Origin of the sequence: Burkholderia sp. LFS061 (assembly GCF_047978125.1) — a bacterium.
Classification (GTDB): Bacteria; Pseudomonadota; Gammaproteobacteria; order Burkholderiales; family Burkholderiaceae; genus Burkholderia; species Burkholderia pyrrocinia_C.
In genome coordinates this window covers 131,755-153,197 of record NZ_JBFPFS010000003.1, presented here as the reverse complement: position 1 = coordinate 153,197, position 21,443 = coordinate 131,755, and the positions used below count along the sequence as shown (strand labels likewise).

At 62.2% G+C, this 21,443-nt stretch carries 30 protein-coding genes and 1 pseudogene; 22 read left to right on the top strand and 9 right to left on the bottom strand.

Annotated features, from left to right (window positions below; genetic code table 11):
* The first annotated feature begins 11 nt into the window (after positions 1–11).
* Both ACNQQL_RS03725 and ACNQQL_RS03720 read left to right on the top strand, forming a co-directional pair.
* Positions 12–338, top strand: a complete 327-nt coding sequence (locus ACNQQL_RS03725) for a hypothetical protein (protein ID WP_347063244.1) — start codon at positions 12–14, stop codon at positions 336–338.
* Complete coding sequence (locus ACNQQL_RS03720) at positions 335–928, top strand: DNA-binding protein (protein WP_347063243.1); 594 nt, start codon at positions 335–337, stop codon at positions 926–928. The genes ACNQQL_RS03725 and ACNQQL_RS03720 overlap by 4 nt, the downstream gene beginning before the upstream one ends.
* Positions 929–1,184: 256 nt before the next feature.
* On the opposite strand, the gene ACNQQL_RS03715 is transcribed toward ACNQQL_RS03720, so the two are convergent.
* Positions 1,185–1,700, bottom strand: a complete 516-nt coding sequence (locus ACNQQL_RS03715; protein WP_347063242.1) for a hypothetical protein — start codon at positions 1,698–1,700, stop codon at positions 1,185–1,187.
* 324 nt (positions 1,701–2,024) lie between these two features.
* Here ACNQQL_RS03715 and ACNQQL_RS03710 point away from each other — a divergent pair, with 324 nt between their 5' ends.
* The 3 genes from ACNQQL_RS03710 to ACNQQL_RS03700 are packed head-to-tail and all read left to right on the top strand — an operon-like array spanning position 2,025 to position 3,704.
* Positions 2,025–2,690: a putative metallopeptidase gene (locus tag ACNQQL_RS03710; protein ID WP_347063241.1), complete on the top strand. Its 666-nt coding sequence runs from the start codon at positions 2,025–2,027 to the stop codon at positions 2,688–2,690.
* Positions 2,687–3,187: an HNH endonuclease gene (locus ACNQQL_RS03705; RefSeq protein WP_347063240.1), complete on the top strand. Its 501-nt coding sequence runs from the start codon at positions 2,687–2,689 to the stop codon at positions 3,185–3,187. The genes ACNQQL_RS03710 and ACNQQL_RS03705 overlap by 4 nt, the downstream gene beginning before the upstream one ends.
* A gap of 37 nt (positions 3,188–3,224) precedes the next feature.
* Positions 3,225–3,704 (top strand): DUF2280 domain-containing protein, encoded by a 480-nt coding sequence (locus ACNQQL_RS03700; RefSeq protein ID WP_046545583.1) that lies wholly within the window; start codon positions 3,225–3,227, stop codon positions 3,702–3,704.
* 12 nt (positions 3,705–3,716) lie between these two features.
* Here ACNQQL_RS03700 and ACNQQL_RS03695 read toward each other — a convergent pair whose 3' ends face one another.
* Positions 3,717–3,875 (bottom strand): hypothetical protein, encoded by a 159-nt coding sequence (locus ACNQQL_RS03695; protein ID WP_416392515.1) that lies wholly within the window; start codon positions 3,873–3,875, stop codon positions 3,717–3,719.
* A 16-nt stretch (positions 3,876–3,891) separates the two neighbouring features.
* Between ACNQQL_RS03695 and ACNQQL_RS03690 the strand changes: the two genes are divergently transcribed.
* The gene (locus ACNQQL_RS03690; protein ID WP_347063343.1) at positions 3,892–5,475 is read left to right on the top strand and encodes a mannosyl-glycoprotein endo-beta-N-acetylglucosamidase; all 1,584 of its coding nucleotides are present in this window, start codon (positions 3,892–3,894) and stop codon (positions 5,473–5,475) included.
* Entirely contained in the window at positions 5,472–6,341 is an 870-nt protein-coding gene (locus tag ACNQQL_RS03685) for a phage protein (protein ID WP_347063239.1), read from the top strand. Before ACNQQL_RS03690 ends, ACNQQL_RS03685 begins: the two co-directional genes overlap by 4 nt.
* On the opposite strand, the gene ACNQQL_RS03680 is transcribed toward ACNQQL_RS03685, so the two are convergent.
* On the bottom strand, positions 6,338–6,865 hold the full coding sequence (locus tag ACNQQL_RS03680) for a hypothetical protein (RefSeq protein ID WP_347063238.1): 528 nt from the start codon (positions 6,863–6,865) through the stop codon (positions 6,338–6,340). The genes ACNQQL_RS03685 and ACNQQL_RS03680 overlap by 4 nt on opposite strands.
* Between ACNQQL_RS03680 and ACNQQL_RS03675 the strand changes: the two genes are divergently transcribed.
* The 5 genes from ACNQQL_RS03675 to ACNQQL_RS03655 all read left to right on the top strand — a co-directional run bounded on the left by ACNQQL_RS03675 (position 6,860) and on the right by ACNQQL_RS03655 (position 10,729).
* Positions 6,860–7,468, top strand: coding sequence for a Gp138 family membrane-puncturing spike protein (locus ACNQQL_RS03675; RefSeq protein WP_347063237.1), 609 nt, complete (start codon positions 6,860–6,862; stop codon positions 7,466–7,468). The genes ACNQQL_RS03680 and ACNQQL_RS03675 overlap by 6 nt on opposite strands.
* A gap of 7 nt (positions 7,469–7,475) precedes the next feature.
* The gene (locus tag ACNQQL_RS03670) at positions 7,476–7,829 is read left to right on the top strand and encodes a hypothetical protein (protein WP_347063236.1); all 354 of its coding nucleotides are present in this window, start codon (positions 7,476–7,478) and stop codon (positions 7,827–7,829) included.
* Positions 7,826–9,007: a baseplate J/gp47 family protein gene (locus tag ACNQQL_RS03665; RefSeq protein WP_347063235.1), complete on the top strand. Its 1,182-nt coding sequence runs from the start codon at positions 7,826–7,828 to the stop codon at positions 9,005–9,007. Before ACNQQL_RS03670 ends, ACNQQL_RS03665 begins: the two co-directional genes overlap by 4 nt.
* The gene (locus tag ACNQQL_RS03660) at positions 9,007–9,669 is read left to right on the top strand and encodes a DUF2612 domain-containing protein (protein ID WP_347063234.1); all 663 of its coding nucleotides are present in this window, start codon (positions 9,007–9,009) and stop codon (positions 9,667–9,669) included. Before ACNQQL_RS03665 ends, ACNQQL_RS03660 begins: the two co-directional genes overlap by 1 nt.
* Before the next feature lie 64 nt (positions 9,670–9,733).
* Positions 9,734–10,729: a hypothetical protein gene (locus tag ACNQQL_RS03655; protein WP_347063233.1), complete on the top strand. Its 996-nt coding sequence runs from the start codon at positions 9,734–9,736 to the stop codon at positions 10,727–10,729.
* Positions 10,730–10,921: 192 nt separating this feature from the next.
* On the opposite strand, the gene ACNQQL_RS03650 is transcribed toward ACNQQL_RS03655, so the two are convergent.
* The gene (locus tag ACNQQL_RS03650) at positions 10,922–12,286 is read right to left on the bottom strand and encodes a class I SAM-dependent methyltransferase (RefSeq protein WP_347063232.1); all 1,365 of its coding nucleotides are present in this window, start codon (positions 12,284–12,286) and stop codon (positions 10,922–10,924) included.
* A 214-nt stretch (positions 12,287–12,500) separates the two neighbouring features.
* Between ACNQQL_RS03650 and ACNQQL_RS03645 the strand changes: the two genes are divergently transcribed.
* From ACNQQL_RS03645 to ACNQQL_RS03630, 4 genes are read left to right on the top strand one after another with little or no spacing between them, the layout of a single operon-like run.
* Positions 12,501–12,683, top strand: coding sequence for a hypothetical protein (locus ACNQQL_RS03645; RefSeq protein ID WP_006495243.1), 183 nt, complete (start codon positions 12,501–12,503; stop codon positions 12,681–12,683).
* Positions 12,676–13,173, top strand: a complete 498-nt coding sequence (locus tag ACNQQL_RS03640; protein WP_347063231.1) for a lysozyme — start codon at positions 12,676–12,678, stop codon at positions 13,171–13,173. Before ACNQQL_RS03645 ends, ACNQQL_RS03640 begins: the two co-directional genes overlap by 8 nt.
* Positions 13,170–13,718 carry a hypothetical protein gene (locus ACNQQL_RS03635; RefSeq protein ID WP_347063230.1) on the top strand — a complete coding sequence of 183 codons (549 nt, stop codon included), beginning with the start codon at positions 13,170–13,172 and terminating at the stop codon, positions 13,716–13,718. Before ACNQQL_RS03640 ends, ACNQQL_RS03635 begins: the two co-directional genes overlap by 4 nt.
* Positions 13,715–14,194 (top strand): DUF2514 family protein, encoded by a 480-nt coding sequence (locus tag ACNQQL_RS03630; RefSeq protein ID WP_347063229.1) that lies wholly within the window; start codon positions 13,715–13,717, stop codon positions 14,192–14,194. The genes ACNQQL_RS03635 and ACNQQL_RS03630 overlap by 4 nt, the downstream gene beginning before the upstream one ends.
* Positions 14,195–14,200: 6 nt before the next feature.
* Here ACNQQL_RS03630 and ACNQQL_RS03625 read toward each other — a convergent pair whose 3' ends face one another.
* Entirely contained in the window at positions 14,201–14,641 is a 441-nt protein-coding gene (locus ACNQQL_RS03625) for a hypothetical protein (protein WP_347063228.1), read from the bottom strand.
* A gap of 42 nt (positions 14,642–14,683) precedes the next feature.
* Complete coding sequence (locus tag ACNQQL_RS03620; RefSeq protein ID WP_347063227.1) at positions 14,684–15,175, bottom strand: hypothetical protein; 492 nt, start codon at positions 15,173–15,175, stop codon at positions 14,684–14,686.
* Positions 15,176–15,227: 52 nt separating this feature from the next.
* On the opposite strand from ACNQQL_RS03620, the gene ACNQQL_RS03615 reads away from it, so the two are divergent.
* Complete coding sequence (locus ACNQQL_RS03615) at positions 15,228–15,905, top strand: SOS response-associated peptidase family protein (RefSeq protein ID WP_347063226.1); 678 nt, start codon at positions 15,228–15,230, stop codon at positions 15,903–15,905.
* Between the two features lie 28 nt (positions 15,906–15,933).
* Here the strand turns inward: ACNQQL_RS03615 and ACNQQL_RS03610 are convergent, their stop codons facing one another.
* Positions 15,934–16,266, bottom strand: a complete 333-nt coding sequence (locus ACNQQL_RS03610) for a hypothetical protein (RefSeq protein ID WP_347063225.1) — start codon at positions 16,264–16,266, stop codon at positions 15,934–15,936.
* Between the two features lie 579 nt (positions 16,267–16,845).
* On the opposite strand from ACNQQL_RS03610, the pseudogene ACNQQL_RS03605 reads away from it, so the two are divergent.
* Positions 16,846–17,073: pseudogene (locus ACNQQL_RS03605) on the top strand (GNAT family N-acetyltransferase); the annotation flags it as partial.
* A 76-nt stretch (positions 17,074–17,149) separates the two neighbouring features.
* Here the strand turns inward: ACNQQL_RS03605 and ACNQQL_RS03600 are convergent.
* Positions 17,150–17,614 carry a plasmid fertility inhibition factor family protein gene (locus ACNQQL_RS03600; RefSeq protein ID WP_347063224.1) on the bottom strand — a complete coding sequence of 155 codons (465 nt, stop codon included), beginning with the start codon at positions 17,612–17,614 and terminating at the stop codon, positions 17,150–17,152.
* A 313-nt stretch (positions 17,615–17,927) separates the two neighbouring features.
* On the opposite strand from ACNQQL_RS03600, the gene ACNQQL_RS03595 reads away from it, so the two are divergent.
* Positions 17,928–18,323 (top strand): hypothetical protein, encoded by a 396-nt coding sequence (locus ACNQQL_RS03595; RefSeq protein ID WP_347063223.1) that lies wholly within the window; start codon positions 17,928–17,930, stop codon positions 18,321–18,323.
* A 705-nt stretch (positions 18,324–19,028) separates the two neighbouring features.
* Here the strand turns inward: ACNQQL_RS03595 and ACNQQL_RS03590 are convergent.
* Positions 19,029–19,772 (bottom strand): DUF695 domain-containing protein, encoded by a 744-nt coding sequence (locus ACNQQL_RS03590; RefSeq protein ID WP_347063222.1) that lies wholly within the window; start codon positions 19,770–19,772, stop codon positions 19,029–19,031.
* 198 nt (positions 19,773–19,970) lie between these two features.
* Here ACNQQL_RS03590 and ACNQQL_RS03585 point away from each other — a divergent pair, with 198 nt between their 5' ends.
* The 3 genes from ACNQQL_RS03585 (at position 19,971) to ACNQQL_RS03575 (ending at position 21,440) form a co-directional block, all read left to right on the top strand.
* Positions 19,971–20,279, top strand: a complete 309-nt coding sequence (locus ACNQQL_RS03585; RefSeq protein WP_072441557.1) for a phosphatidylserine/phosphatidylglycerophosphate/cardiolipin synthase — start codon at positions 19,971–19,973, stop codon at positions 20,277–20,279.
* A 204-nt stretch (positions 20,280–20,483) separates the two neighbouring features.
* Positions 20,484–20,717, top strand: a complete 234-nt coding sequence (locus ACNQQL_RS03580) for a hypothetical protein (protein WP_347063221.1) — start codon at positions 20,484–20,486, stop codon at positions 20,715–20,717.
* 183 nt (positions 20,718–20,900) lie between these two features.
* Positions 20,901–21,440 (top strand): aspartyl-tRNA synthetase, encoded by a 540-nt coding sequence (locus ACNQQL_RS03575; protein WP_072441555.1) that lies wholly within the window; start codon positions 20,901–20,903, stop codon positions 21,438–21,440.
* Positions 21,441–21,443: the final 3 nt, after the last annotated feature.

The window sequence follows — 21,443 nt, the reverse complement described above, 5'->3', positions numbered from 1 at the left end:
GGAGCGGGGCCTTGAAAGCAAAAGGAAAACTCACCATCAACGCGATCATCGCGGCCATGAAGCCCGGCGTCCGCTATTCCGCGCACGACCTCGCACGCCGCTTGAAGCATCCCGTTTCGTCGGTGCGCCAGGTGCTCGCGCTCGACGTCGCGCTCGCGCGGCTCGACAGCCATTCCGAGAGCCGCGGGCGGATGTACTCTCTCGCGGGGACGAGTCGCTCGCCCGGCGCGCATGTCGATACGCGCATCCGGCCGGACTTCACCAGCAACCTGTCTGGCTACCTGGCCGAGATCAACACCCGCCAGGCGCTGGCGATGACGACGCGGGGTGTGCGATGAGCGACGTTGTCGAATTCAAATCGGCGTTCGACGCCGTGCGGTTCGCGATGTGCTACTCGTCGCAGCAGTATGGCGAGACGATGCTGGCGAAGCGGCTGCGCGGCGAGTCGATCGGTACTGGCATGGGTCTGGTCGGGCTCGATGGCGCGGGGCAGGCCGGGGAGATTCGCCGGCACCTCTGGGAGCTGCCCGAACTGCACCTGTCCGTGATCGTCGCGCGCGCGGCGCCGCATGACCTGCCGTGCTCATGCGGGGCGGCGTGCTGCAGCGGCCGGACGCCGAATCTCGAGTGGCAGGCTGCGATCGGCTGGTTGATCCGGGCGTCCGCCGCCTACTGCTCAGGCTTCTCGCACTACCGCGTTCGCCGGGCGATCATCGAACGGCTGTTCGGCGTGAAGTGCGACCTGGTCGACATTGCGCAAGACTGCGAAGCGCACGTGAACACCGTCAGCAAACAGAACGCGGCGGTGCGGAAGTGGATCGAGGGCGACAAGAAGGCCGGTGAAGCGGGTGTCGAGGGGCTCGCATGGTCGGTGATCGAGCGACGGTTCAGCGAGCTCGGTTTGCTGCAGGAGCGAACAACCGCTTGACAATGTGTGTTTGGCACACAATAATCCGCCATATTCGATACACGTCATACGTGCGTCCGAAGCAAGGAAGCCCGCGAAAGCGGGCTTTTTCGTTCGTGCATGCGCTATACTTTCCCCGGCCTTAGCTGCGCCGGCGGGAAAGACGCAGCGAGGTGATCAGCCAGCGCGCCGAAAAGTGCAGACGGGTTTCCGCCGCCCTGCTGGCACCAGACACGTTGAGCCCGCTGAGCCGACAAGCCAGCGGGCTTTTTCGCACCTATGCATCGTATTGCGCAGTGACTTGTTCGAGGGCAATCAGGAGCGCTCGAAGCTCTTCCGGGTGATACCACACTCTTGCCGTTTTTGGATCTGCGCCGTCCTTCTCCCATGCCTCGCCGAGATCTACGTATTCCGCTTCAGTCGACAGATCGCGATAGCTTTCGTGCGGGTACCGAAGTTCGATGAACTGCTGCCCCAACTTATTGAGAAGTGCGGCAGGGTCCACTGTGAGTTGCGAGGGCCCGGCTATCTCGATCGCCTTTTTGAGAATCTCCGACTGCAACTGATCTGGGAGCAGCTTGAAAAGGTCGTCGTAGTGATGCCCTTTCCTTACGCTAAACGATTTGTGATTTGCATGCAGCGCGCACTTGATCAGCAGCTCGAGCGCCAGCAGGTCGAGCATGTACTCGGTATCCGACCTGTCGCCTAACGGATCTGCGTCGCGAAGCGTTTGAGCGTCCTTGCGGCGCGCCAGCGCCGTTCGACGCATTAGTTTGAATTCAAGTTCGTTCATGGGGCCCCGTGCAGTGGTGGACCGCTGAGCTAACGCCAGCGGGCTTGTGTTACTTACCTTGCAGCTTATCGGCAAGAGTCGCAATCATGGATGCAAGGTACTCAGCGTCTAATCGTCCGGCTTCTTGTTGCGACGTAGTAGTGCGGAGTGCGTCCGGTTTGATTGCGCAGCTCTGAAGTGCGGTAGAGACGAGTCGAACTGCGATTTCTCGTGCGTCGTGGTCGTTATAAGGCGTCATTTTATTCCCTCGTAGTGGTGTGAACCGGTGGATTCCGGCTCGATGATTCTACGCCGGCTGCTCACCTCTCCCGAGCTCGCGAAAACATGCCTCGACCCAATCGAACTGGCGTCGCAACTGTAGCGTCCGCTTCGCGGCCGGCGCCGCCCGACATCCTCTTCGACGGCTCGAACTGGTTTCGATACCTAGCGCCGGCAGACGGTGTCAACGACTGGGTTCATCACACTTTCCTGCGCGAAGGTGCGCCGCTGCACAACCCTGACCACGCGCATCTGGTCGATGCCGACGTCGCCTACCTCTGGGCGGCCGTCGAGAACGTACGCCAGATGCGCCGCGTCGTCGGCCAGTGCGAAGAAGTGATGATCCGCGCCGGCGGCTGGCAGCGCGCACGGCAGGAGCAGCAGCTCTGCGAATGGTTTGGCCGCGTGCCGGCGTTCCTGATCACGCTCGACGCGCACTATGCGCGCGAGTGCAACGATCTGCAGTGGTGCGCGCTCGTCGAGCACGAGTTGATGCACATCGCGCAGAGGACGGATGCGTTCGGCACCCCCGCATTCACGAAGGATGGGTTTCCCAAGCTGGGCATCCGTGCACATGACGTTGAAGAATTCGTCGGGATTGTGGAGCGGTACGGCGTTGGTGATCGCGACGGCGCCATTGCAAAGATGGTCAGGGCCGCCAACGCGGGGCCGACGGTTTCCCCTGTCTCGATCGCGCGCGCGTGCGGAACATGCCTGTTGAGGTCAGCATGAACGAAGAGCAGTGGCGAGTGATCGCCGAGTGGCCTAACTATGCGGTCAGCGATCACGGGCGTATCAAGCGGCTGACGAGCCGGAACAGCGGCGTCGCCGGCGCGGTGCTCGCGACCTTTCTCGTTTGCGGCTATCCATCGGTGAATTTATCTCGCCCAGGAAAGCGCCAGTCTGTTCGAATCCATCGGATCGTCGCCGAAGCGTTCCTTGAGCGACCGGCCGGTATGTCGGAGGTGAATCACATCGACGCCGATCGCGCCAACAACCATCTTCCGAATCTGGAGTGGGTGACCGCGAGCGGCAATCGATTTCACGCATACCGAACCGGCGGCCTCTCGGCTGTCGGTGAGCGAAACGGCTACTCGAAGTTGACCGAGGGCGCCGTGCGTGAGATTCGGCAGCTAGATCGCAGCGAGGTCGGGTTGGCGCGCAAATTCGACGTGTCCATCCGAACCATCCGCGATGTCCGGGCGCGGCGCACCTGGGCCCATATCTAGCGCCGCGCGCCGCATAGCAACCTGAAAGTTCCCCGTCATGGCCGCACTTCCCGAACCGATCAAGGTGTTCGTCACGCAGGCGCTCGCCTGTTTCGACACGCCGTCGCGTGCCGCGAAAGCAGTGCGCGAGGAGTTCGGTGTCGAAGTGTCGCCGCAGCAATGCGAGCGGTACGACCCGACGAAGCGCGCCGGATCGGCGCTCAGCAAGAAATACCGGGAGATCTTCGAACGGACGAGGGCGGAGTTCCTAAGCGACACGTCGCGAATCGGCGTGTCGCACCGCGCGGTGCGTCTGCGCGCGCTCGATCGCGCTGTCGCATTGGCCGAGCAGCGCGGCAACTTGCCGTTGATGGCGCAGCTGCTCGAACAGGCGGCGAAGGAGGCCGGCGACGCGTTCACGAACCGGCGCCGCCTCGAACACACCGGGGAGGACGGCGGCCCAATCGTGAACAGGACGGTCGTCGTCGATGAACAGCAGGTCGCAGCCGCCGTCGCCAAACTCGAAGACGAGTATTGACCAGCAGTACACCTACGATCGCCAGACGATCGACTCGACGGGCGCGTTCCTCGTCGGCCAGCTCGAACGCCTCGACCAGACGCTCAACGAGCCGCTGGTCGAATACACCTGGTCGCGCGACATCTTCATCCGCAGCGACGTGTCGGCGGCCGACGAAGTCGCGTCGTTCACGAACTCGGCGTTCGGGATGAGCGGCGGCATCAAGTCGTTGGCGAACAAGCCGACGTGGCTCGCGAGCCAGTACGGCAACATTCTGGGCATCGACGAGAACCTGATGCTCGCGATGCGCAATGGAGACTTCGAGAAGCTCCTGGCGCAGTACCGCGAGATGTCCAAGTCAACCGGCCTGGACAAGGCGGCTGACGACTCGCACCGTTTCATGACGCAGTTGCGCGGGCTCGGCACATCATTCGAGAACCTCGGCATCCGTGTCGAGGGCGCGATGCTCCAGAAAATCGGGCCGCAGCTCGAACGGTTCCAGCGATGGATGGACGAGCACGGCGACGAGATCGCGAACAGGATCACTGACATTGCGAACGCCGTCGTGAAAGCGGCCGCCGCGATGGGGCCGCCGCTGGCGTGGCTGGCCGATAAGTTTGTCGAGCTGGATCGCGGCACGGACGGCTGGTCGACGAAGATACTGCTGCTCGGCGTGGCGCTGAAGGCGCTGGGCGTATTCAAGATCGCGGGCGGTATCTGGAAGATTGTGGGGGCGCTGCGTGCGGGTGGCGCGGCGGCCAGCGGCGCAACTGGCCTGCTTTCGGCTATGGGAGTAGAGCTTGCTGCCCTTGCGTCGAGCGCGGCAGCCGTCGGCGCCGCTTTCCTCGGTTGGAAAATCGGCGACGGCGTGCGCGACCAGATCGACGGTCTGATCACCAAGCTGTCGGGCGGCCGCTTCCGCTCGCTGTGGGACATCCTGACGCTGAAGGACCGCCGTGGCCTTGATGCGACGGGTGGCTACACGCAGGCCGAGCTCGACAGTGTGCGCAAGAACGGCGGCGGTGGTGCGAAGCTGGCGTCGCCGCGTGGCGCCGGTTCCGTGCCGGCGGCCGCAGCGCCTGGCGCACAGGACGGCGTGGCCGGCGCAATGTCGCGTCTCGCAGACACGGCGTTCGGCCGGCTGATCGCGCGCGGTGAGGGCGACTACAACAGCGTCAACCGCGGCGCGCGCGGCGGATATCGCGCTGGCACCGAAAATCTGGAGGGCATGACGCTCGCGCAGGTCATGGCGGCGCAGCGCGCCGGGCAGTTCAACGCTGCCGGCCGCTACCAGATCATCGGTAGCACTCTGGCCGAGGCAGCACGCTCGCTGAAGCTGAACGGCGACGAGATGTTCGACCGCAAGCTGCAAGACCGGATCTTCGATCAGTACCTCGTGCGCAACAAGCGGCGCGCGATCGCCGACTACGTCGAAGGGCGCAGCGACGATCTGCGCGGCGCGCTGCGCGCGGCGTCGCGCGAGTGGGCGAGCGTCGCGGACCCGGACACCGGTCGCAGCTACTACGCCGGCAAGGGCAATAACCGCGCGAGCATCACGGCGGCCGAGATGGAGGCTGCGCTGCGCAATACGCGCGCGACGTACCAGCCGACGGCCGCATTGACGGCGCAGTCGGTGGCGCGCGGCGGCGCGGCTAAGGTCGAGCTGCATCAGTCGACGCAGATCCACGTCAGCGGCGCGGGCGATCCTTCGGCGGCCGGCCGCGCGGTCGAGCGCGAGCAGCGCGCGGTGAACGCAGACATGGTGCGCAATCTACAGGGGGTGATCGCGTGATCCTCGACCTGCAGACGCCGAACTCGGCGCGTATCCGCGTGTACAACGTATCGGCCACCACGGCGCGGCGCGCGCAAAAGGAATTCACGCGCGTCGTATTGCAGGCCGGCTACGAGGGCAACTACGGGATCATCTTCGACGGTCAGATCAAGCAGGTACGGCGGGGGCGCGAGAGCCAGACAGACACGTTCCTCGACATCACGGCGGCGGACGGCGACTCCGCGTACAACTTCGCGGTGGTCAACACGACCCTCGCGGCTGGGTCGACGCCCGTGGATCATGTAGCGGTAGCATGCACCGCGATGAATCCGTATGGCGTGCAGCAGGGATATTTGCCAGAACTGCCGTCGAACCCGTTGCCGCGTGGGAAGGTGATGTTTGGCATGGCGCGAGACTTCATGCGATGGACCGCGCGCACCACGCAGACCGTCTGGAGTATTCAAGACGGTAAGGTCGTCATGGTGCCGGAGACGGCGTACATGCCCGGCGACATTCCGGTGATCACGTCGGCGACCGGCATGGTTGGGCTGCCGCAGCAGACCGCCAACGGCATCGAAGTGAAGATGCTGCTGAACCCGAGCGTGAAGATCGGCCGGCTGATCTGGCTCGACAACGCGAGCATCCAGCAGTACGAGTACAGCCTGAACGTCGGCCAGCAGGCCGAGAACGAGCGGATCGAGATGCAGGCGAAGCTGCAGGACGATGGCTTCTACTACGTGATGCTCGCGGAGGTCGGCGGCGATACGCGCGGCGAAGAGTGGTACACGAGCGTGACCTGCCTGGCGGCTGACGTCACGGTGCTGCCCGATTCGTTCAGGGACAAGGCGGCGGTGCCGTCAGCCGACGTGATCAAGCGATTTGGCTAGCGGCCGTACGTCGGCAGCGCCTTGATGGTCATCGTCGTGTTCTCGCCGTTGCGTTTCACGTCTGCGCGCGCGAGCACATTGAGCGGCATCGACTTCGTCGGCATCGTCGGAACGATGATCACGGCGTCGCCGTCGATCGTCTCGCCCCAGCAGCCGATGTCCCACCCGCCGCGATAGGACTCGTATCGCCGCATGTTCTTCGCGTTCGCGAGCGGCAGGTCACACTTCTTCGCCGTGTACAGGATGGTCGGGAACTCGTTCTCGACGGTCACGCCGACCTTCATGCCGGCGAACGGGTAGACGTAGGCGTCGTCAGCGACGGCGGCGAGCGGCGCGAGCAGCGCGGCGGTCAACAGCAGTTTTTTCATTTTCATCCCATGGACAGACGTGAAAGGGTAGGCGACCCTGAGGTCGCTCTGCGTGAAGCGTTCGACGGCGTGCGCGCGGGTATCTGGACAGCATTGCCCGGCATCATCCAGTCGTTCGAAAGCGCTGCCGACCGGCCGCCGACGTGCAGCGTGCAACCGGCGATCAAGGCGCAGGTGCGCGGCATCGACGGCACGATCCAGAGCGTCGCGCTGCCGCTGCTGGTCGACTGCCCGGTCCAGTTCCCCGCTGGCGGAAATTGTACGTTGACGTTTCCCGTGGCGCCTGGCGACGAGTGCCTCGTCGTGTTCGCGTCGCGCTGCATCGACGCCTGGTGGCAGTCGGGCGGCGTGCAGGAGCAGGCCGAGCTGCGCATGCACGACCTGTCGGACGGGTTCGTGCTGCTCGGCTTTCGATCGCGGCCGCGCGCGCTCGCCAGCGTCAGCGCCAGCTCGACGCAGTTGCGCAGCGACGACGGCGCGACGTACATCGACCTGAATCCGACGCTGCAGAAGGTGAAGATCGTGGCGCCGGGCGGCTTCGACGTCGTCGCGCCGCTGTCGACTTTCTCGGCCGCCGTGACGATCACCGGTCTGCTGACGTTCGTCGGCGGCATGGTTGGCAGCGCGGTGAGTGGTGTGGCGGCGGTCTTCAACGGCGTCCTGAACGTGATTGGCCAGATCACGGCGAACGGCAAGCGCGTCGACGATACGCACACGCACACCGACCCGCAGGGCGGCAACACCGGCCCGGTCAACTGAGGTTCTCATGCGATACCGAAAACTCGACGCTGACGGCGACTACGTCTTCGGCGGGGGCGCGGCCGACTTTCTCGTGAACACGCCAGAAGCAGTCGCGCAGGCCGTCTTGACGCGCCTGCGCTTGCTGCGCGGCGAATGGTTCCTCGACACGACGGCCGGCATGCCGTGGGCCACCGACGTGCTCGGGAAGTACACGAGAGGAAAGTACGACGCGGCGATCCGCACGTGCATCCTCGGCACGCAGGGCGTGACCGAGTTGACGAGCTACTCAAGCTCGGCTGATCCCGAGACGCGAACGCTGACCGTCACCGCGACGATCACGACCATCTATGGAACCACTACGGTACAGGCGACATTGTGACTCTCACGACTCTCGCACCCACCATCGACGCGAACGGCATCACGGCACCGACATACGCGGAAGCGTTCGCGTTCCTGCAGGTCAAGTATCGATCGATCTACGGCGCCGACACGTACCTTGAGCCCGACAGCCAGGACGGTCAGATGCTCGGCGTGTTCGCGAAGGCTATCAGCGACATGAACTCGGTTGCGATCGCGATCTACCGGTCGTTCAGCCCGGCCACTGCGCAGGAGGACGCGCTGTCGAGCAACGTCAAGATCAACGGCATCGCGCGCAAAGTCGCGTCGTACTCGAGCGCCGACCTGGTGCTGGTCGGGCAGGCCGGTAAGACGATTACGAACGGCGCGGCGAAGGATGCCAACGGCGTGCAGTGGATGCTGCCGGCCACGGTGACGCTCCCGCCGAGCGGCACGATCACGGTCACGGCCACGTGTGCGTCGATCGGCGACGTCTCCGCGCGCGCTGGCACGATCAATCAGATCGCGACGCCGGCGCTCGGCTGGCAGTCGGTGACGAACCCGGCCGATGCTGCCGAAGGCGCGCCGGTTGAGAAAGACGCGGTGCTGCGGCAACGTCAGACGGTATCGACCGCACTTCCGTCGCTTACGGTGCTCGACGGCATCATCGGTGCGGTGGCGAATGTCGCCGGCGTCACGCGCTACGTCGCCTATGAGAACGACACCAGCGCGACCGACGCGAACGGCATCCCATCGCATTCGATCTCGCTCGTGGTCGAGGGGGGCGACGCGACGGCAATCGCGAACGCGATCGCCGCGAAAAAGACGCCGGGCTCTGGAACGTACGGCACAACGGCAATCGTCGTAACGGACATCTACGGCCGGCCGATCACAATCAGGTTCTTCAGGCCGACGGCGGCGCCGCTCACGGCGACGGTCACCCTGAAGGCGCTCACTGGCTACACCAGCCAGGCGGGGCAGCAGATCCAGCAGGCGGTGTCGGACTACATCAACGGCGTGCAGATCGGCGGCGGCCTGTCCGGCAGCGTCGAGTGGGGTGACGCGCTGACTGCTGCGAACAGCGTCGGCGGCGGCGTCACGTTCAAGCTGTCCGGTCTGACGTTGAGCGGGCCGCGCGGCGCCGGCGCGCCGGACGTCTCGCTGCTGTTCAACGAGGCCGCGTCCTGTACACCGGCGAACGTGACTCTGGTGGTGACGTGATGGCCGCATTGATCGACTACACCTCGCTGATCACCTCCGAGCATCGTGACCTGCCTCGGTTTGCGGCGGTGCTCGGCGCGCTCGTGCAGCCGCTCGTCGACCAGATGAACGTGCTGCAGGGCATGCCTGGCAAGTTCGATCTGGATGACGCGGTTGGCGTGCAACTGGACGACGTCGGCCTCTGGGTCGGCGTGTCGCGGAAGATCCGTACGCCACTGACCGGGATCTACTTCTCGTTCGACATCGCGGGGCTCGGCTTCGATCAGGGTATCTGGAAGGGGCCGTTCGATCCCGATACCGGCCTGACCGTATTGGACGACGACACATACCGGCTGGTCATCCGCGCGAAGATCGGCGCGAACCACTGGGACGGCACACTCGAATCGAGTGCCGCGATCCTGAACAGCATCTTCGGCGCGGACACGCACGTGCTCATCGAGGACCACCAGGACATGTCGATGACGATCGGGATCTCCGGAAAGGTGCCGTCGGCAGTATTTCTCGCGCTGCTCGCCGGCGGGTACATCCCGCTGAAGCCCGAAGGAGTGCGCGTCAGCTACACGATCGTCACGACCGTCGACAACGCGCCGCTGTTCGGCTTCGACATGAACAACCAGTTTGTCGCCGGCTTCGATGCTGGCGCCTGGGGCAGGACGCTCTGACCAGCGCAACGCCTTCCTTTCTGCAAGCCGCCTTCGGGCGGTTTTTTTATTGCTCGGAGAATTGATGGGAACCAATGATTTTCTCGCGTTCGGCGGCGGCGGGTCCGCGAACGTCATCGACCAGCCCACCTACGCTGCGCTTACTGCTCGCCTGACCGGCTTCCAATCTGGTACCGCGCAGTCGGCGCAGCTCAATAAGGTCTGGCGCCAGAGCTCGATCATGGCAGCCGTACTTGCGCAGTTCATCGTCGATCTGACCGGGCAGGATGCGATCGACGACGGCACTACGGCGACACTGCTCGCGAACCTCAAAGCCGCGATTCAAGCGCAAGCGGCGGCTGTGGTCGGCCAGACGCGAAACGTGGCCATGTCGGTGTCGGCAGCATCGAGCACGGCGACGCTGACGGCGGACGAGATCGTCGTTGGCACGGCGCTCGGCGGAAAGAAGTATGTGCTCAGCTCGTTCAGCAAGACGATCGACCTCACGAAGATCGGCGCGGGCGGTATGGACACTGGCGCAGCGCCGGCATCGGGTTACGTCGCGCTGTACGCGATCTACAACCCGACGACGGGTGCGAGTGCGCTGCTCGCAACGAACGCGACCTCGAGCGTTGCACCAAGCGTCTATGGTGGGGTGAACGCACCGGCCGGATACACCGCCAGCGCGCTCTTGACGGTTGTGCCGACTACGGCGGGCGGTCAGTTTGTGCTCTTGAACGTTCTCGATCGCACTATTCGCACGGGTGTTCGAGCAATTGCGAACATTTCGACGCAGACATCGAGCCCGATTTCAATTTCATTGTCGGCGATCGTGCCTCCGAATGCCAGGAAGACATCTCTGGTCATCAATTGTGCAGGTTCGACCTCGGGTTCACTCTTCTGCAACATCTATGAAACTGTCAACGGTGTCGGTCAGCATCAACTCGCTTCGAACCCGAATACGGGGCTTACTGAGACATTCGAGAACGTCTGCATGCCATCTCCTCAGACTGTTTGGTACACGGCCGGCGCTGGCGGCACGATGACTCTTTCCATTACCACTTCGGGATACGAATTATGATTGTCGTGCAATTTTCGGATAGCACCGAAGCAACGGTCATCGGCTACTTCGCATCACCGCAAAACACCACCGAGTGGCCTAATCTCGGTTCCGTGGAAGCGAGCGATCCTAGGTGGAAAGCCTATTTTGAGCTTCAATCTGCGGAGGCTCAGCGGAACCTTCCGCAGCCGGACTGATTGCCTTATCGAGGCGTTAGTTACTTCTAGATTCCTCGAGGATAACTTTCAGCGAATCGTCGTCTTGGCGACCGTCTACAACATGAAACCCGGATGCAATGAAAATCTCAGCGTACTCTTGAACATCCCAGCATTGCTCATTGATTCCTTTTTCAAGATCGCGAAAATACTGCGGTGTCAGCTTGTTCGGTGCACACGGTTCGCACATGATCGCGACAAATGCGCCAGGCTTCATTACGGTCCTAAGATTCCTTAGGAGCTTCACTGGATCAGAGAAATGATGTAGCGCCGAGAAGATTACGATCCCGTCGAAAGTGCCAGATGGAAACGGCGGGGCATGAGCGTCGCAAGTGATGAATGCGACATGTGCAGCCTTGGCTGGCTCAAGGTAGTCGAAATGCGCACGCCCCAATTGTCCTTGTGGTGAGCTGATGTCGATCGAGATGAGATCGCAACCGTCCGGTATCAGGGCTGCTGCTTGGGGATGAATACCGGATCCGATCTCCAGAAGTCGCAATCGTGAGTTCTTTCTCGCTTGTGTGACGCGACTTCGCACGATGCTCATTCCGATCTGGTGATCATCAGCATAGTTAAATTTCTCGCCAGTACTTGGTATAGAGATCGTTGGCGAGACTTCGGCGGCCGCGACAACAGTACGGGTCAGTCTTGATCCGTCTAGCCAGGCCTTGCCTTCGATCATCGGGTGAAACTGCAATCGATAGATGCCAGGTTCAGGTGGCGTTTGGATCCTGCAAATTAACGTAAGAGACTCACCTGCAGCCAATTCGATAGGGAGGTTTGTGCGCAAGCCATCCCATACAACTACCGCGCCATTAACGTCAAGCCAGTGATAGCTCATGGCCAACGGCACGGATTCAGTCGACGCGATTGGGACGGGGCCAGCATTGCGAATTCGAACGCTTCTATTGATCAGGCTGGATGCTTTTACTACTGGTTCAATAAACGTGTTTTCGAATTCGATGTGGATTATTTTGTTCGCGTCACTTGAAATCTCTTGGCGATGATTTCCGTGGTGGTCGGTTATACCAAGTCGATCCGAAAGGTCCGCATTCTCGGCAGAAAACGAGTTGTCTCCCGATACGAGGTAGGTGTCCGAAATCGCATCTGCGACAACTGCAAGAACCTCTTCGGTGTGAGGGAGGCTCAACGAGGTAGCAACATCGCGTGCCACCTTGGGATCATAGTTAGTTTGCGCCAATCGAGGTGAATATTTTCCGTATAGGTCGAGAACCCCGTTCTTGATCGACCATCGACGGCCGTCGGCCTCCGTGTAGGTTCCGTCGGGCGAAATGGTGAGAGGTTTCCTAGTTTCAGGGCAGAGCAGGAGGCCCATTTCTGCCCATTCATCCAAAAGTGACATCCGTCATCCCTCGTATGGCTGTGCGATCTACGCGGAGAAAACGCGCATTGTATCTAATGATCCGATGAATCAGGAAAGGTTGCCAAGGTGAGGTAGTTCGGAGGTCAACGCATGTAGTTCAGTGTCACCCGATGCGTCTGGTCAGCCATTGTGGGCACGTCGTCAAGAACATTTCACTGCCGCCTTCGGGCGGCTTTTTCATTTCGGGGATTCGATGAAGAACGATCTCGCGGTGAGCGCAGCCAAGGCGGCGCCGGCGGTGGGAAGCAATTTCTGGTTGTGGCTGACCGGTCACGACATCAACTGGTGGGTAGCCGTCGCGACGATCGCGTATATCGGGCTGCAGGCGTACTACCTGGTCAAAAACAAAGGGAAGAGGGCATTGCTCGATGGCTAACGTACCGAAGAAGACACTCGTTGGTGTTGTGGGGGCTGCTGCGGCAGCCCTTCTTTTTTCCATGGTTCCGAAGTTCGAGGGGCTCGAGCTCATTGCGCGCCCGGACCCGATCGGGATCGTCACTGCGTGCAACGGCGACACGAAGGACGTGCGCGCCGGCCAGCGCTTCACGCCCGACGAGTGCCGCGCGCGCCTCGAGCAGCGCCTCATCGAGCATGCCGAGCCGGTGCTGAAGTGCACGCCGGTGCTGAAAGGCCACACGTACCAGCTCGCGGCCGCGGTGAGCTTCGCCTACAACGTCGGCGCGGGCGCGTACTGCGGCAGCACGACGGCGAAGCGGTTCAACGTCGGCGACTGGAAGGGCGCGTGCCGTGCGCTGAACGAAGCGGACAACGGCCGGCCGCAGTGGGTGACGGCCGGCGGCCGGGTGCTGCCCGGCCTGGTGAAACGCCGCGCGGAAGAGCGTGCACTGTGCGAGCGCGGCCTATGACGACCACAAAAACCCACGAGACGCGGCGCACGCTCGCCGAAGACGTCTTCTATCCCGATCACGAGCCGCGCACCGAGTCGCCGACGTTCCGCGCGACCAAGCGCGTGATGAAGGCGGTCGGCGGCTACGTGTGCGCGGTCTGCGGCGACGACCAGGCGGTCGAGTCGCACCACCGATTCTTCGAGTGGGCGTTCTCGCACGCGATCGACTGGAAGTGGATCCGCGAGGTCGCAATCAACAAGTGCGACACGATGTTCAGTCACAAGCTGCGACGCATCGTGCCGATCCCACTCCAACACCCGATCTGGGACGTGATCAAGCTGACGCAGGGCTTCGACTGGGAGGCGTTCGATCCGGGGCGCCCGGAGACGTTCGTTGACTCGACCTACAACCAACTGCTGCTGTGCGCGCTCCATCACCGGGGCAAGGATCACGGCCGGCATGAGGAAAGCGATCCTGTCTGGAGCGTGCAGGCGTTCCTGCTGCCGGGCTTCGTCTACTCGCCGGACGAGCTGAAGCAGCTGCATGCGAAGGAGCAGAAATGACCTGGTTCGATCCCCATGTCTGGCTCGCCGTCGTCGTGGCGGCCATCGTCGGCCTGGCCGGCGGTTACTTCAAGGGGCACGCCGATGGCGTGCGTACGACGGCTGCCGCCGCGCAGAAGGCGCAGCTCGACGCCGTCGCGGCCGCCCGCGCCGAAGAACAACGCCGCACCGCGGCCCAATCGGAGATCGCAAAAGATGCGAACCAACAACGCACTGCCGCGCTCGCGGATGCTTTTGCTGCTCGCGCTGCCTCTGGCAGCCTGCAACAGCGCGTCGATCAACTCGTCGCAGCCGCCCGCCATCCCGCCACTTCCGCCGGAAGCCCGGCAGCCGGCGACGCCCTCGATCTGCTTGCCGACGTGCTCGGCCGCGCTGACCAGCGCGCGGGTGAACTGGCAGAGTACGCTGACCGTGCCCGCATCGCCGGCCAGCAGTGCGAGCGCGACTACGACGCCCTGACGGCATCTACGCGCTGACGATGTTCAGTTTTCGGGGCCGTCGTCTATTTCGTCCTGGCTGCGATAGATGGCGCCGGGTTCGTCGATCGGCACTATGTCGTAGCCACGTGCCGTCAGGCTGATCTCGAAATCGCTGAATGCCTCGAACAAGCCGAAGTCGCACTTCACTTCAGTGAATTTCGAATCGAGGGTGTTGGTTGCGACACGCTCATGGAACGCGGCGACCGGATCAGACGTCTCCCCAGCATCGAAGTGCGAGATCCTGAGAAATGGGGTGCGTCCTTCCTTTGCGTACGTCGTGCACAGCACGATCTGCACATTCGTGATCACGTGATGGGGCGGAATTTCCGGCGCAATTCGTTGCAGGTAGGCCCGGAAAGAACCGTCAGCCTCGCGTTCGTGAGCGTATGCAACCCCGTGCCAGTCATCAGTTGATGTGCGAAACTCTTCATCGATCGTGGACATGGTCGCCTCCTGTTCCAGAGCGTTCAGGATGCCACAGGCCCGTCACTTCATCCCGGCGCGCCGCATCTCGTCTCGCAAGAGGTGCATGAGTCGATACAACTGCCCCTGTGCGCCGGCTAGATCGCCCTTGTTGGTGACGTTCTTGTCGGTATATTCATACCATTCTTCGATGCGTTCGAGCGATTTGCGTAGTGCGCGAATCTCAAGGATGAGCCACCGGACCTGAAGGTCGGTGTAGTCGCGCCACAGCGCACGAAGCTCAGCATCCGTCGGAGCATCGAACTCTGGCATCACTGGCTTCATCTTGAAGCGTGGATCTGTGAGCGGCACACGGTTGCGATCGATCCTGGTGGCCTCGATCGGCGTGCACGAGCCCAGGAACACCGCCCGTGCGTCCTGATCAATCCAAAATTCAAATTCCGGTTTCGTGAGCTCGATCGGGGTCCTCAGGCGGTTCTTGTCGCCTTGGAACCCATACTCCCAAATGTAAGCCCACTGCGGCTTGATCACGTTGCCATCACTGTATAAAAACACAGTGTATCCCGGGGTAAGATGGGGTCGTCAAGATCGAAAATTGGGGACGGCGATGTGCACGAACTACGTCGCGCCGGGCGAAGATCCGGGCCTGAGCGAGCTCAAGATCGACAATTTCCGCGACCTGTACCGCTGGACGCCGTGGAAGCCCGAGATCTACCAGGACTATGACGCTCCGATCGTCGGCTACGTCGACGGGCAATTCAAGCCGCTGATCGCCAACTTCGGCTTCTGGCCGCGCGCGCTGCAGAAGGCCAATGTCGAGAAGGCGAAGGCGGCGGGGCGCAAGCCGCCGATCATCCGCAGCACAATGAACGTGCGCGACGACAACCTTGGCAAGTCGCCGCTGTACGGGCCGGCGTGGCGTGCCGGGCGGCGCTGCCTAATCCCGGCGAAATGGATCTACGAGCCGAACTGGGAGACGGGGAAGCACGTCCGGTACCGGATCGGCCTGGCCGACTGGCGAACGATGTGTGTCGCCGGCATCTGGCGGACGCTGAAGGGCCCCGATGGCGCGGACCATCACACGATGTCAATGATCACGGTGAACGGCGAGGGACACCCGATTTTCTCCCGGATGCACAAACCCGGCGACGAGAAACGGGCGGTCGTGATCCTGCGGCCCGACGACTACGAGGAATGGCTGACGACTTCGAACGTCGAGGCCGCGCGCGCGATGCTGCGGCTCTATCCCGCGGACGATATGGAGGCCGAGTCTGCGTCCGATTGACGCGTCAGTCGGAGCCGATGGCCACGCGCTACGACGACACCAGAGCCACGAGAGTACCAACAATCTGCGCGACATTCGCGCAGTTCTGGATGAGCGGCCAAATTTTTGACGATTTGAGGACACCCTCCCGCGCTTCTTGAGGTTGCTGCTGCATGGCGTGCATCACAGCGACAAAATCGTCTGGTGACACCGTTTCTGGTAGACCCAACTGCTTAATCAGCGGAGGGGCATCGCGAACATCGATGGCCTTCCCATTCCTGATGAAGGTCGTGCTTGAAACTTCCAGTTGGACGCCATCTGAAACGCTGATTGCGGTGCCGTTGTTTTCGAAATGACAGCCGTCGACCTTGATGTTAGACATCGTTGTTTTCCTTACAAGATGGCGACCGGTCAATATTACTCCAGATGTAGAGCGCTACAGTCTCACGTCCGGGCTGAAAATTCTTGGAAGATGGGGGATTGATGCCTTGCCTGGCAACGATCTAACGACGCAATATGTTCCGATGTTTCGATATAAGTCATTGAAAAATATGATAAATGTATAAGGATTGTGATTCCTGTCGTCGTGGGTTCGAGTCCCATCAGCCACCCCAAAATTCTCGATCAAAACAGGCGCTTCGGCGCCTGTTTTGCTTTGCGCGGGACAGATCGGGGAACAGCATCGATTCGAGTCTCGCCATCGCCAGAGCGTTCTGCTCGCCATTCATCCGTTTCGCGTAAGTCGTCAGGAACATCTCGATGTCGAGTCCGAGCTGTTTCGCGCAAAAGGCATGGGGTCATGCCGGCCAGCAGCATTGCTGTCGCGTAGCGATGTCGCAGGTTGTACGGGCTGCGATAGCGAATTCCGAGTCGTTTCAGGATTGTTGTCCAGAAGCATTCGCCGGAATGCTTGTTCGTCTTCCCATCCAGTTCCGTACCGCGGGTCGTGGAAAATTGCGGCGGCAGACATCCTTCGCATCACGGCAGCGGTACGGGCAAACGCATGATCGAAGCCGTTCGCGCGTGGGCCCGGACGATCGGCGTGGACAAGGTCCATCTGTCGGTGCTGGAGGGCAACGTGCGCGCGATCGGCTTCTATGAGCACAACGGCTGGCAATTGGCGGGTATCGAAACGAGCCGGATCGGCCAGACGGAGGTCACCGACCGGATCTACGCGATACAGGCCTAGCGGCATGCTGCGATCCGAACGAACGGCCGCACGATATGCAGCCATTCCCGGGGCGAAAGCCGGACTTGCTCGTTTGTTACTCGCCGCAATATCGCACGAGCAAATCGGCCTCCGTCTCGTGCACCTCGACGGGCAGGGTCGTCGCGCCGGCAAAGGCAAGATAGCGTGCGCGATGCTGGCCGTTGCGGAATGACGCGACGCCGACTTTCGACAAGCCGGGGATGCCGAACAGCGTTCTCGTTCTTGTCTCGCGAAACGTGATGAGCGGCATGTCCGGAATCTTGTCCTGGTCCGGATCGAGGAATTCGCGAATACCCGAGGCTTTTCCGGGAGCCCAGTACTGAACCGACGGCAGCACATAGTCGGTGGTGTCGCGGTCGGCGCATGTCAGCAGTTTCGTCAGGTCGATCGTCACGACCCGATGTCGCGAGTCGTCGGACGGGAATACCCGCTTGAGGTGCGTATAGGCATAGGGGGCGTGCCCGGGAAGCTGGATAATCCAGACATCTACGCCATTCAGTTGTGCGCGGGCGAGCGTCATTATTTCCTCTGGTGGCGCAAGCGGTCTTCGTGGCCGGAGTTTAGCAGCGCGATTACGACAGCGGTGCAGGTCGATACCCGGAATAGGAAAACGGAACGATTCGCAGCGGAACCGGATGTGCAGAAGGCGCGATTGGCAAAGCGGATGCGGTCATGCGTTGGCGGTCGATATCGACAGGGCGTGGGAATATCGCGATACTTCCAGCGGAAAGGACGCGCCGCGCGTAATTCACGCATGCTTCATACGGCGTCGCGAAGCCGGGCAGTCGCGGATCATCAAGAGAACAGAGAGGGCAGATTGACCGGAGAAAACCATGTCGTCGAAACTTGAAATCGAATACCTCGATTACTGTTTCACGGCAACGCTCGAAATCAGGGAGTCCGGTCGGACGGGCGTTGTCGACCGGAAACTGGAATCCGATTCGCGAAGCAAGACGCTCGCGTGGATCGTGTTCGACCGCTTTCTCGAGCGGAATGACTTCGCCGATGAAGAGGACGCACGTGCAAATATCGTCGACTGGCTGGAGCGTCTTGCCGACCCGAGGTCCGGCGCGTCGGCCGAAATTGCGAAGGCAAATGCGGTTGCCGCCGGGGCGGCGTCAACAGGTTCATCGACTGCCGAAATCGTCGGCGAAACGGTCATTGAATTCGTCAGCGATGTCGACTGGATCGATATGGTCACCGACTGGTTTTCCAGCAACTCGCCGTAATGACGAAACCGGGTTTTCCTGCCGCTGGTTATTGCGTTCGTGAAACATGGTTTCACGAAAATCTGTGCGAGAAAATGAAGCCGAAATCACGGCTCTCGAAAAAAATAGAATAATCCTGCTTTGACATCACCCGCGACTTACCGGAAACTGGGCCGCTTCTGAAAAACGTCCGCTTGAACTAAAACAAAATAGAACTCCAAACATGAAATGAAGAACGCTGCCGACGGCTGGCGCGATCGTTGCCGCTGCCGATCGCAGGTCTTGCGCCCGGACCGCGACGCCACGCGGCATGCGGACCAGCCCGACGCCGCCACCTTGTCGACAAAGGGTGAGTTGCCGCACAGACCGTCGGGCGGCCCGCGATCACAATTTGGCCGGTTGACCGTTCTTCCCCGGCCCGGTCAACTGTTTCCCCGCTCGCTCGCTCGCGCAGGAGCGGGGGCTTTTTGCCCGCCCGACGCCGGAGCGTTGCGTCGGCGGAACCGGACAGGCGTTCGACAGGCTGCGCAATCGAACCAGGCGCACCCCGACATCCGTTCGCCTGATCCGCACGAATCGCTTTCCTCGTGCCTGAGCGAACCCTCAGGCCCATCGCCGGTTTCGGCCGGCGATGCCTTGATCCCGGCAGCGCGCAGCAACGCTGCCGGGAATTTTTTGCACCTGACGCGTAGCGTCACGTCGTACGCAGCGGGTATGTCGACCCGCTCAACCAGCCTGTTCGACGCTGGTTTCCCATCCGTCGTATTCCCCTCCGAGCGAACGCACCTCGCGATTGATCGCGATCGTATGGCGCGTGATGTCGGCAAGCGCCATCGTGCCTTCGTGCGAAAACCGCACGGCCGACTTGCCGTCTTCCGTCGGCGCGACCGATTCGACCGGATAGCCTTTCGCTTCGGCCCAGTCCGCGAACTGGTGTGCGTCGCTCGGGTCCGGGAAGTACGCCCAGTGCATCACGCGCCGGCTCACGTCGCTGGCGTCGCCTTTCTGCCGCAGCGCATCCAGCACGCGCATGTCGCGCATGATCTGCCAGTCGTCGTCGGTCGGGTAAAGGGTCTGCCAATACGCTTCCTTGTCCGGATCGTCCTGGTGTGCGTACTGCAGCGCGTAGGTTGTCTGTTCGGCCAGCGAGTCGACGAGCTCCGCCGCCGCCTCTTCGTCGAACGGCACGTAGAAAAGGAAATCCCGGTTACCGTCGACGGTGACGCGGCCGACCTGCACGCCGCCTTTCGCGGTGATCGTGGCGTCCAGCAGATCCTCGATCTTCGTGAGGTCGGCGAACTCGTCGCCGGTCGGCAGGCCTTCGGGCGTCGGGTGCGCGAAGGGGACGCGCACGCTGAGCAGCGACGTGCGCGGATCGCCTTCCGCGATTTCCGCAAAGCTGTGGTTGAAGCTGATGAAAGCCTGATGGTCGCCCATTCTGGCAGGGAAGGTTCCCCAGGCGTCGGTCATGTGTTTCTCCCGTACACGATTGTCTGTTGACGGTTGCAAAGCGTCCCAATGTATCATCGAAAATCGCGTTCGCCGGAGAGGTGCGCGTGATGGCAGCCCCGCGGGTAACGTATGCGAGATCCGGGGCTGCCCGTGATCCTGCGCATTTGCGTGACGGGCCGCAAAAGCGGACCGCAAAAAAATTCGAAGGAGATTCCGATGTCGATGTTTGCGGTGAATGGTGTCCGAATCGATCCGCTCAGCGCGCGCGTGACGCACGTGCGCTGGGCGGCCGTGAATCCGGCCGACCGGTCGTGGGCGGCGACGCCGAGCGAGGCGCCGGTGGCGGAAGTGGCGCGCGCACTCGCGTCCGGCAACGATGTCCGCGCGATCTTCTCGGCATCGGATGCCACCGCGATCGGGCCCAGGCTAAAACGCGTGCTGTATCGCGATGCGTCTGAAGGCATCGAACTCGACATCGATGCGACGAGCGAGTCGCGCACGTTGCGGGATCTTCCTCAGATCTGACCGGAACGACGCGTGCCGGCGGTAGCGGGCGCCGCCGCATTGGTTGCGGCACCCGGCCGAAAGGCCGCCCACACAACGTCGAACGCGAGGAGTAGTATCGAACAACCGTCGTACTGCATTGCCGATCGTGCCGAACGGTTTGACGGGCCGTGCGATGTGCGGCGGGCCGGCACCAAAGCGAATAGCGCAAACGCGCACGAAACCATGTCCAGACCTGTCATCGCCCCGTTGGCATCCGCGCTTTGTCTGGCGCTCGCTGCCTGCCAGACCGCGTCCAGGCCGACGCCTGTGCAGCCGTCGCCCGAGACCGCAGCCGTTCCGGCGGCGTCGCCGGGAGCGCCGATTCGCGGCATCGGCCAGGCGCCTCAGTTGGCAGGGCAAAGTCACTGGGCTGTCGGTCAATGCACGACCAACGGCACCGTCAAGGTGTGCAATTGACCGGTGCCGACTGAACGGTGCCCGTTCCCTGCGAACGAAAGATTGTTGGTGCGCGGAAACGCACGACGTTCTCGACTGCAACGATTTCCCATCGCCAATCCCTGTTTTCCGGTTCGTTCGCAGAGCCTTGATATGGCGCCCGATCTCGATGTGCCGATTGCCGTCGATGCGAGTAATTGAACGATGAACGATGAACGCGAAACGAACGATTCCGACCTGCACGCCGATCCCGTCGCGGGAACGGTCATCGGCCAGTTGCCGGTAACGCTGGCGGTCGACGGCCGGAGCCTGAAAAGAAGGGCAATCGCGTGCGCGGTGCTGGCCGCGGCGAGCCTATGCGGCTATGCGGCCGCCCCGACGCTCTGGCCGGTCGCGGCGCTGGCCGTGCTGCTGGCGCTGGCGGGTGTCGCCTTCTTCGTCTCGTCGCGACGCAAGATGGCGCTGCATGTCGACGAAACGGGTTTCAGGCTGATCGGCTCCGCACGCGAAAAACCCGTCACGCAATGGCGCGACGTCACCGAGTTCCGGATCATCCGCGTCGCCGGAAATCGTTACATCGGCTACCAGTTCTCGGCGCATTCGTCGCGCACCAAGGTGCCGGGCGGCGTGATGCTGCCGATCGCCCGGTTTGCCGATTTTCCGCTCGACGCGGTGGCCGGGTTGCTGGAAGCGTGTCGCCGGCAGTTTGGCGGGCAGGACGACCGGGCCGACCGAGCGGGCTGATTG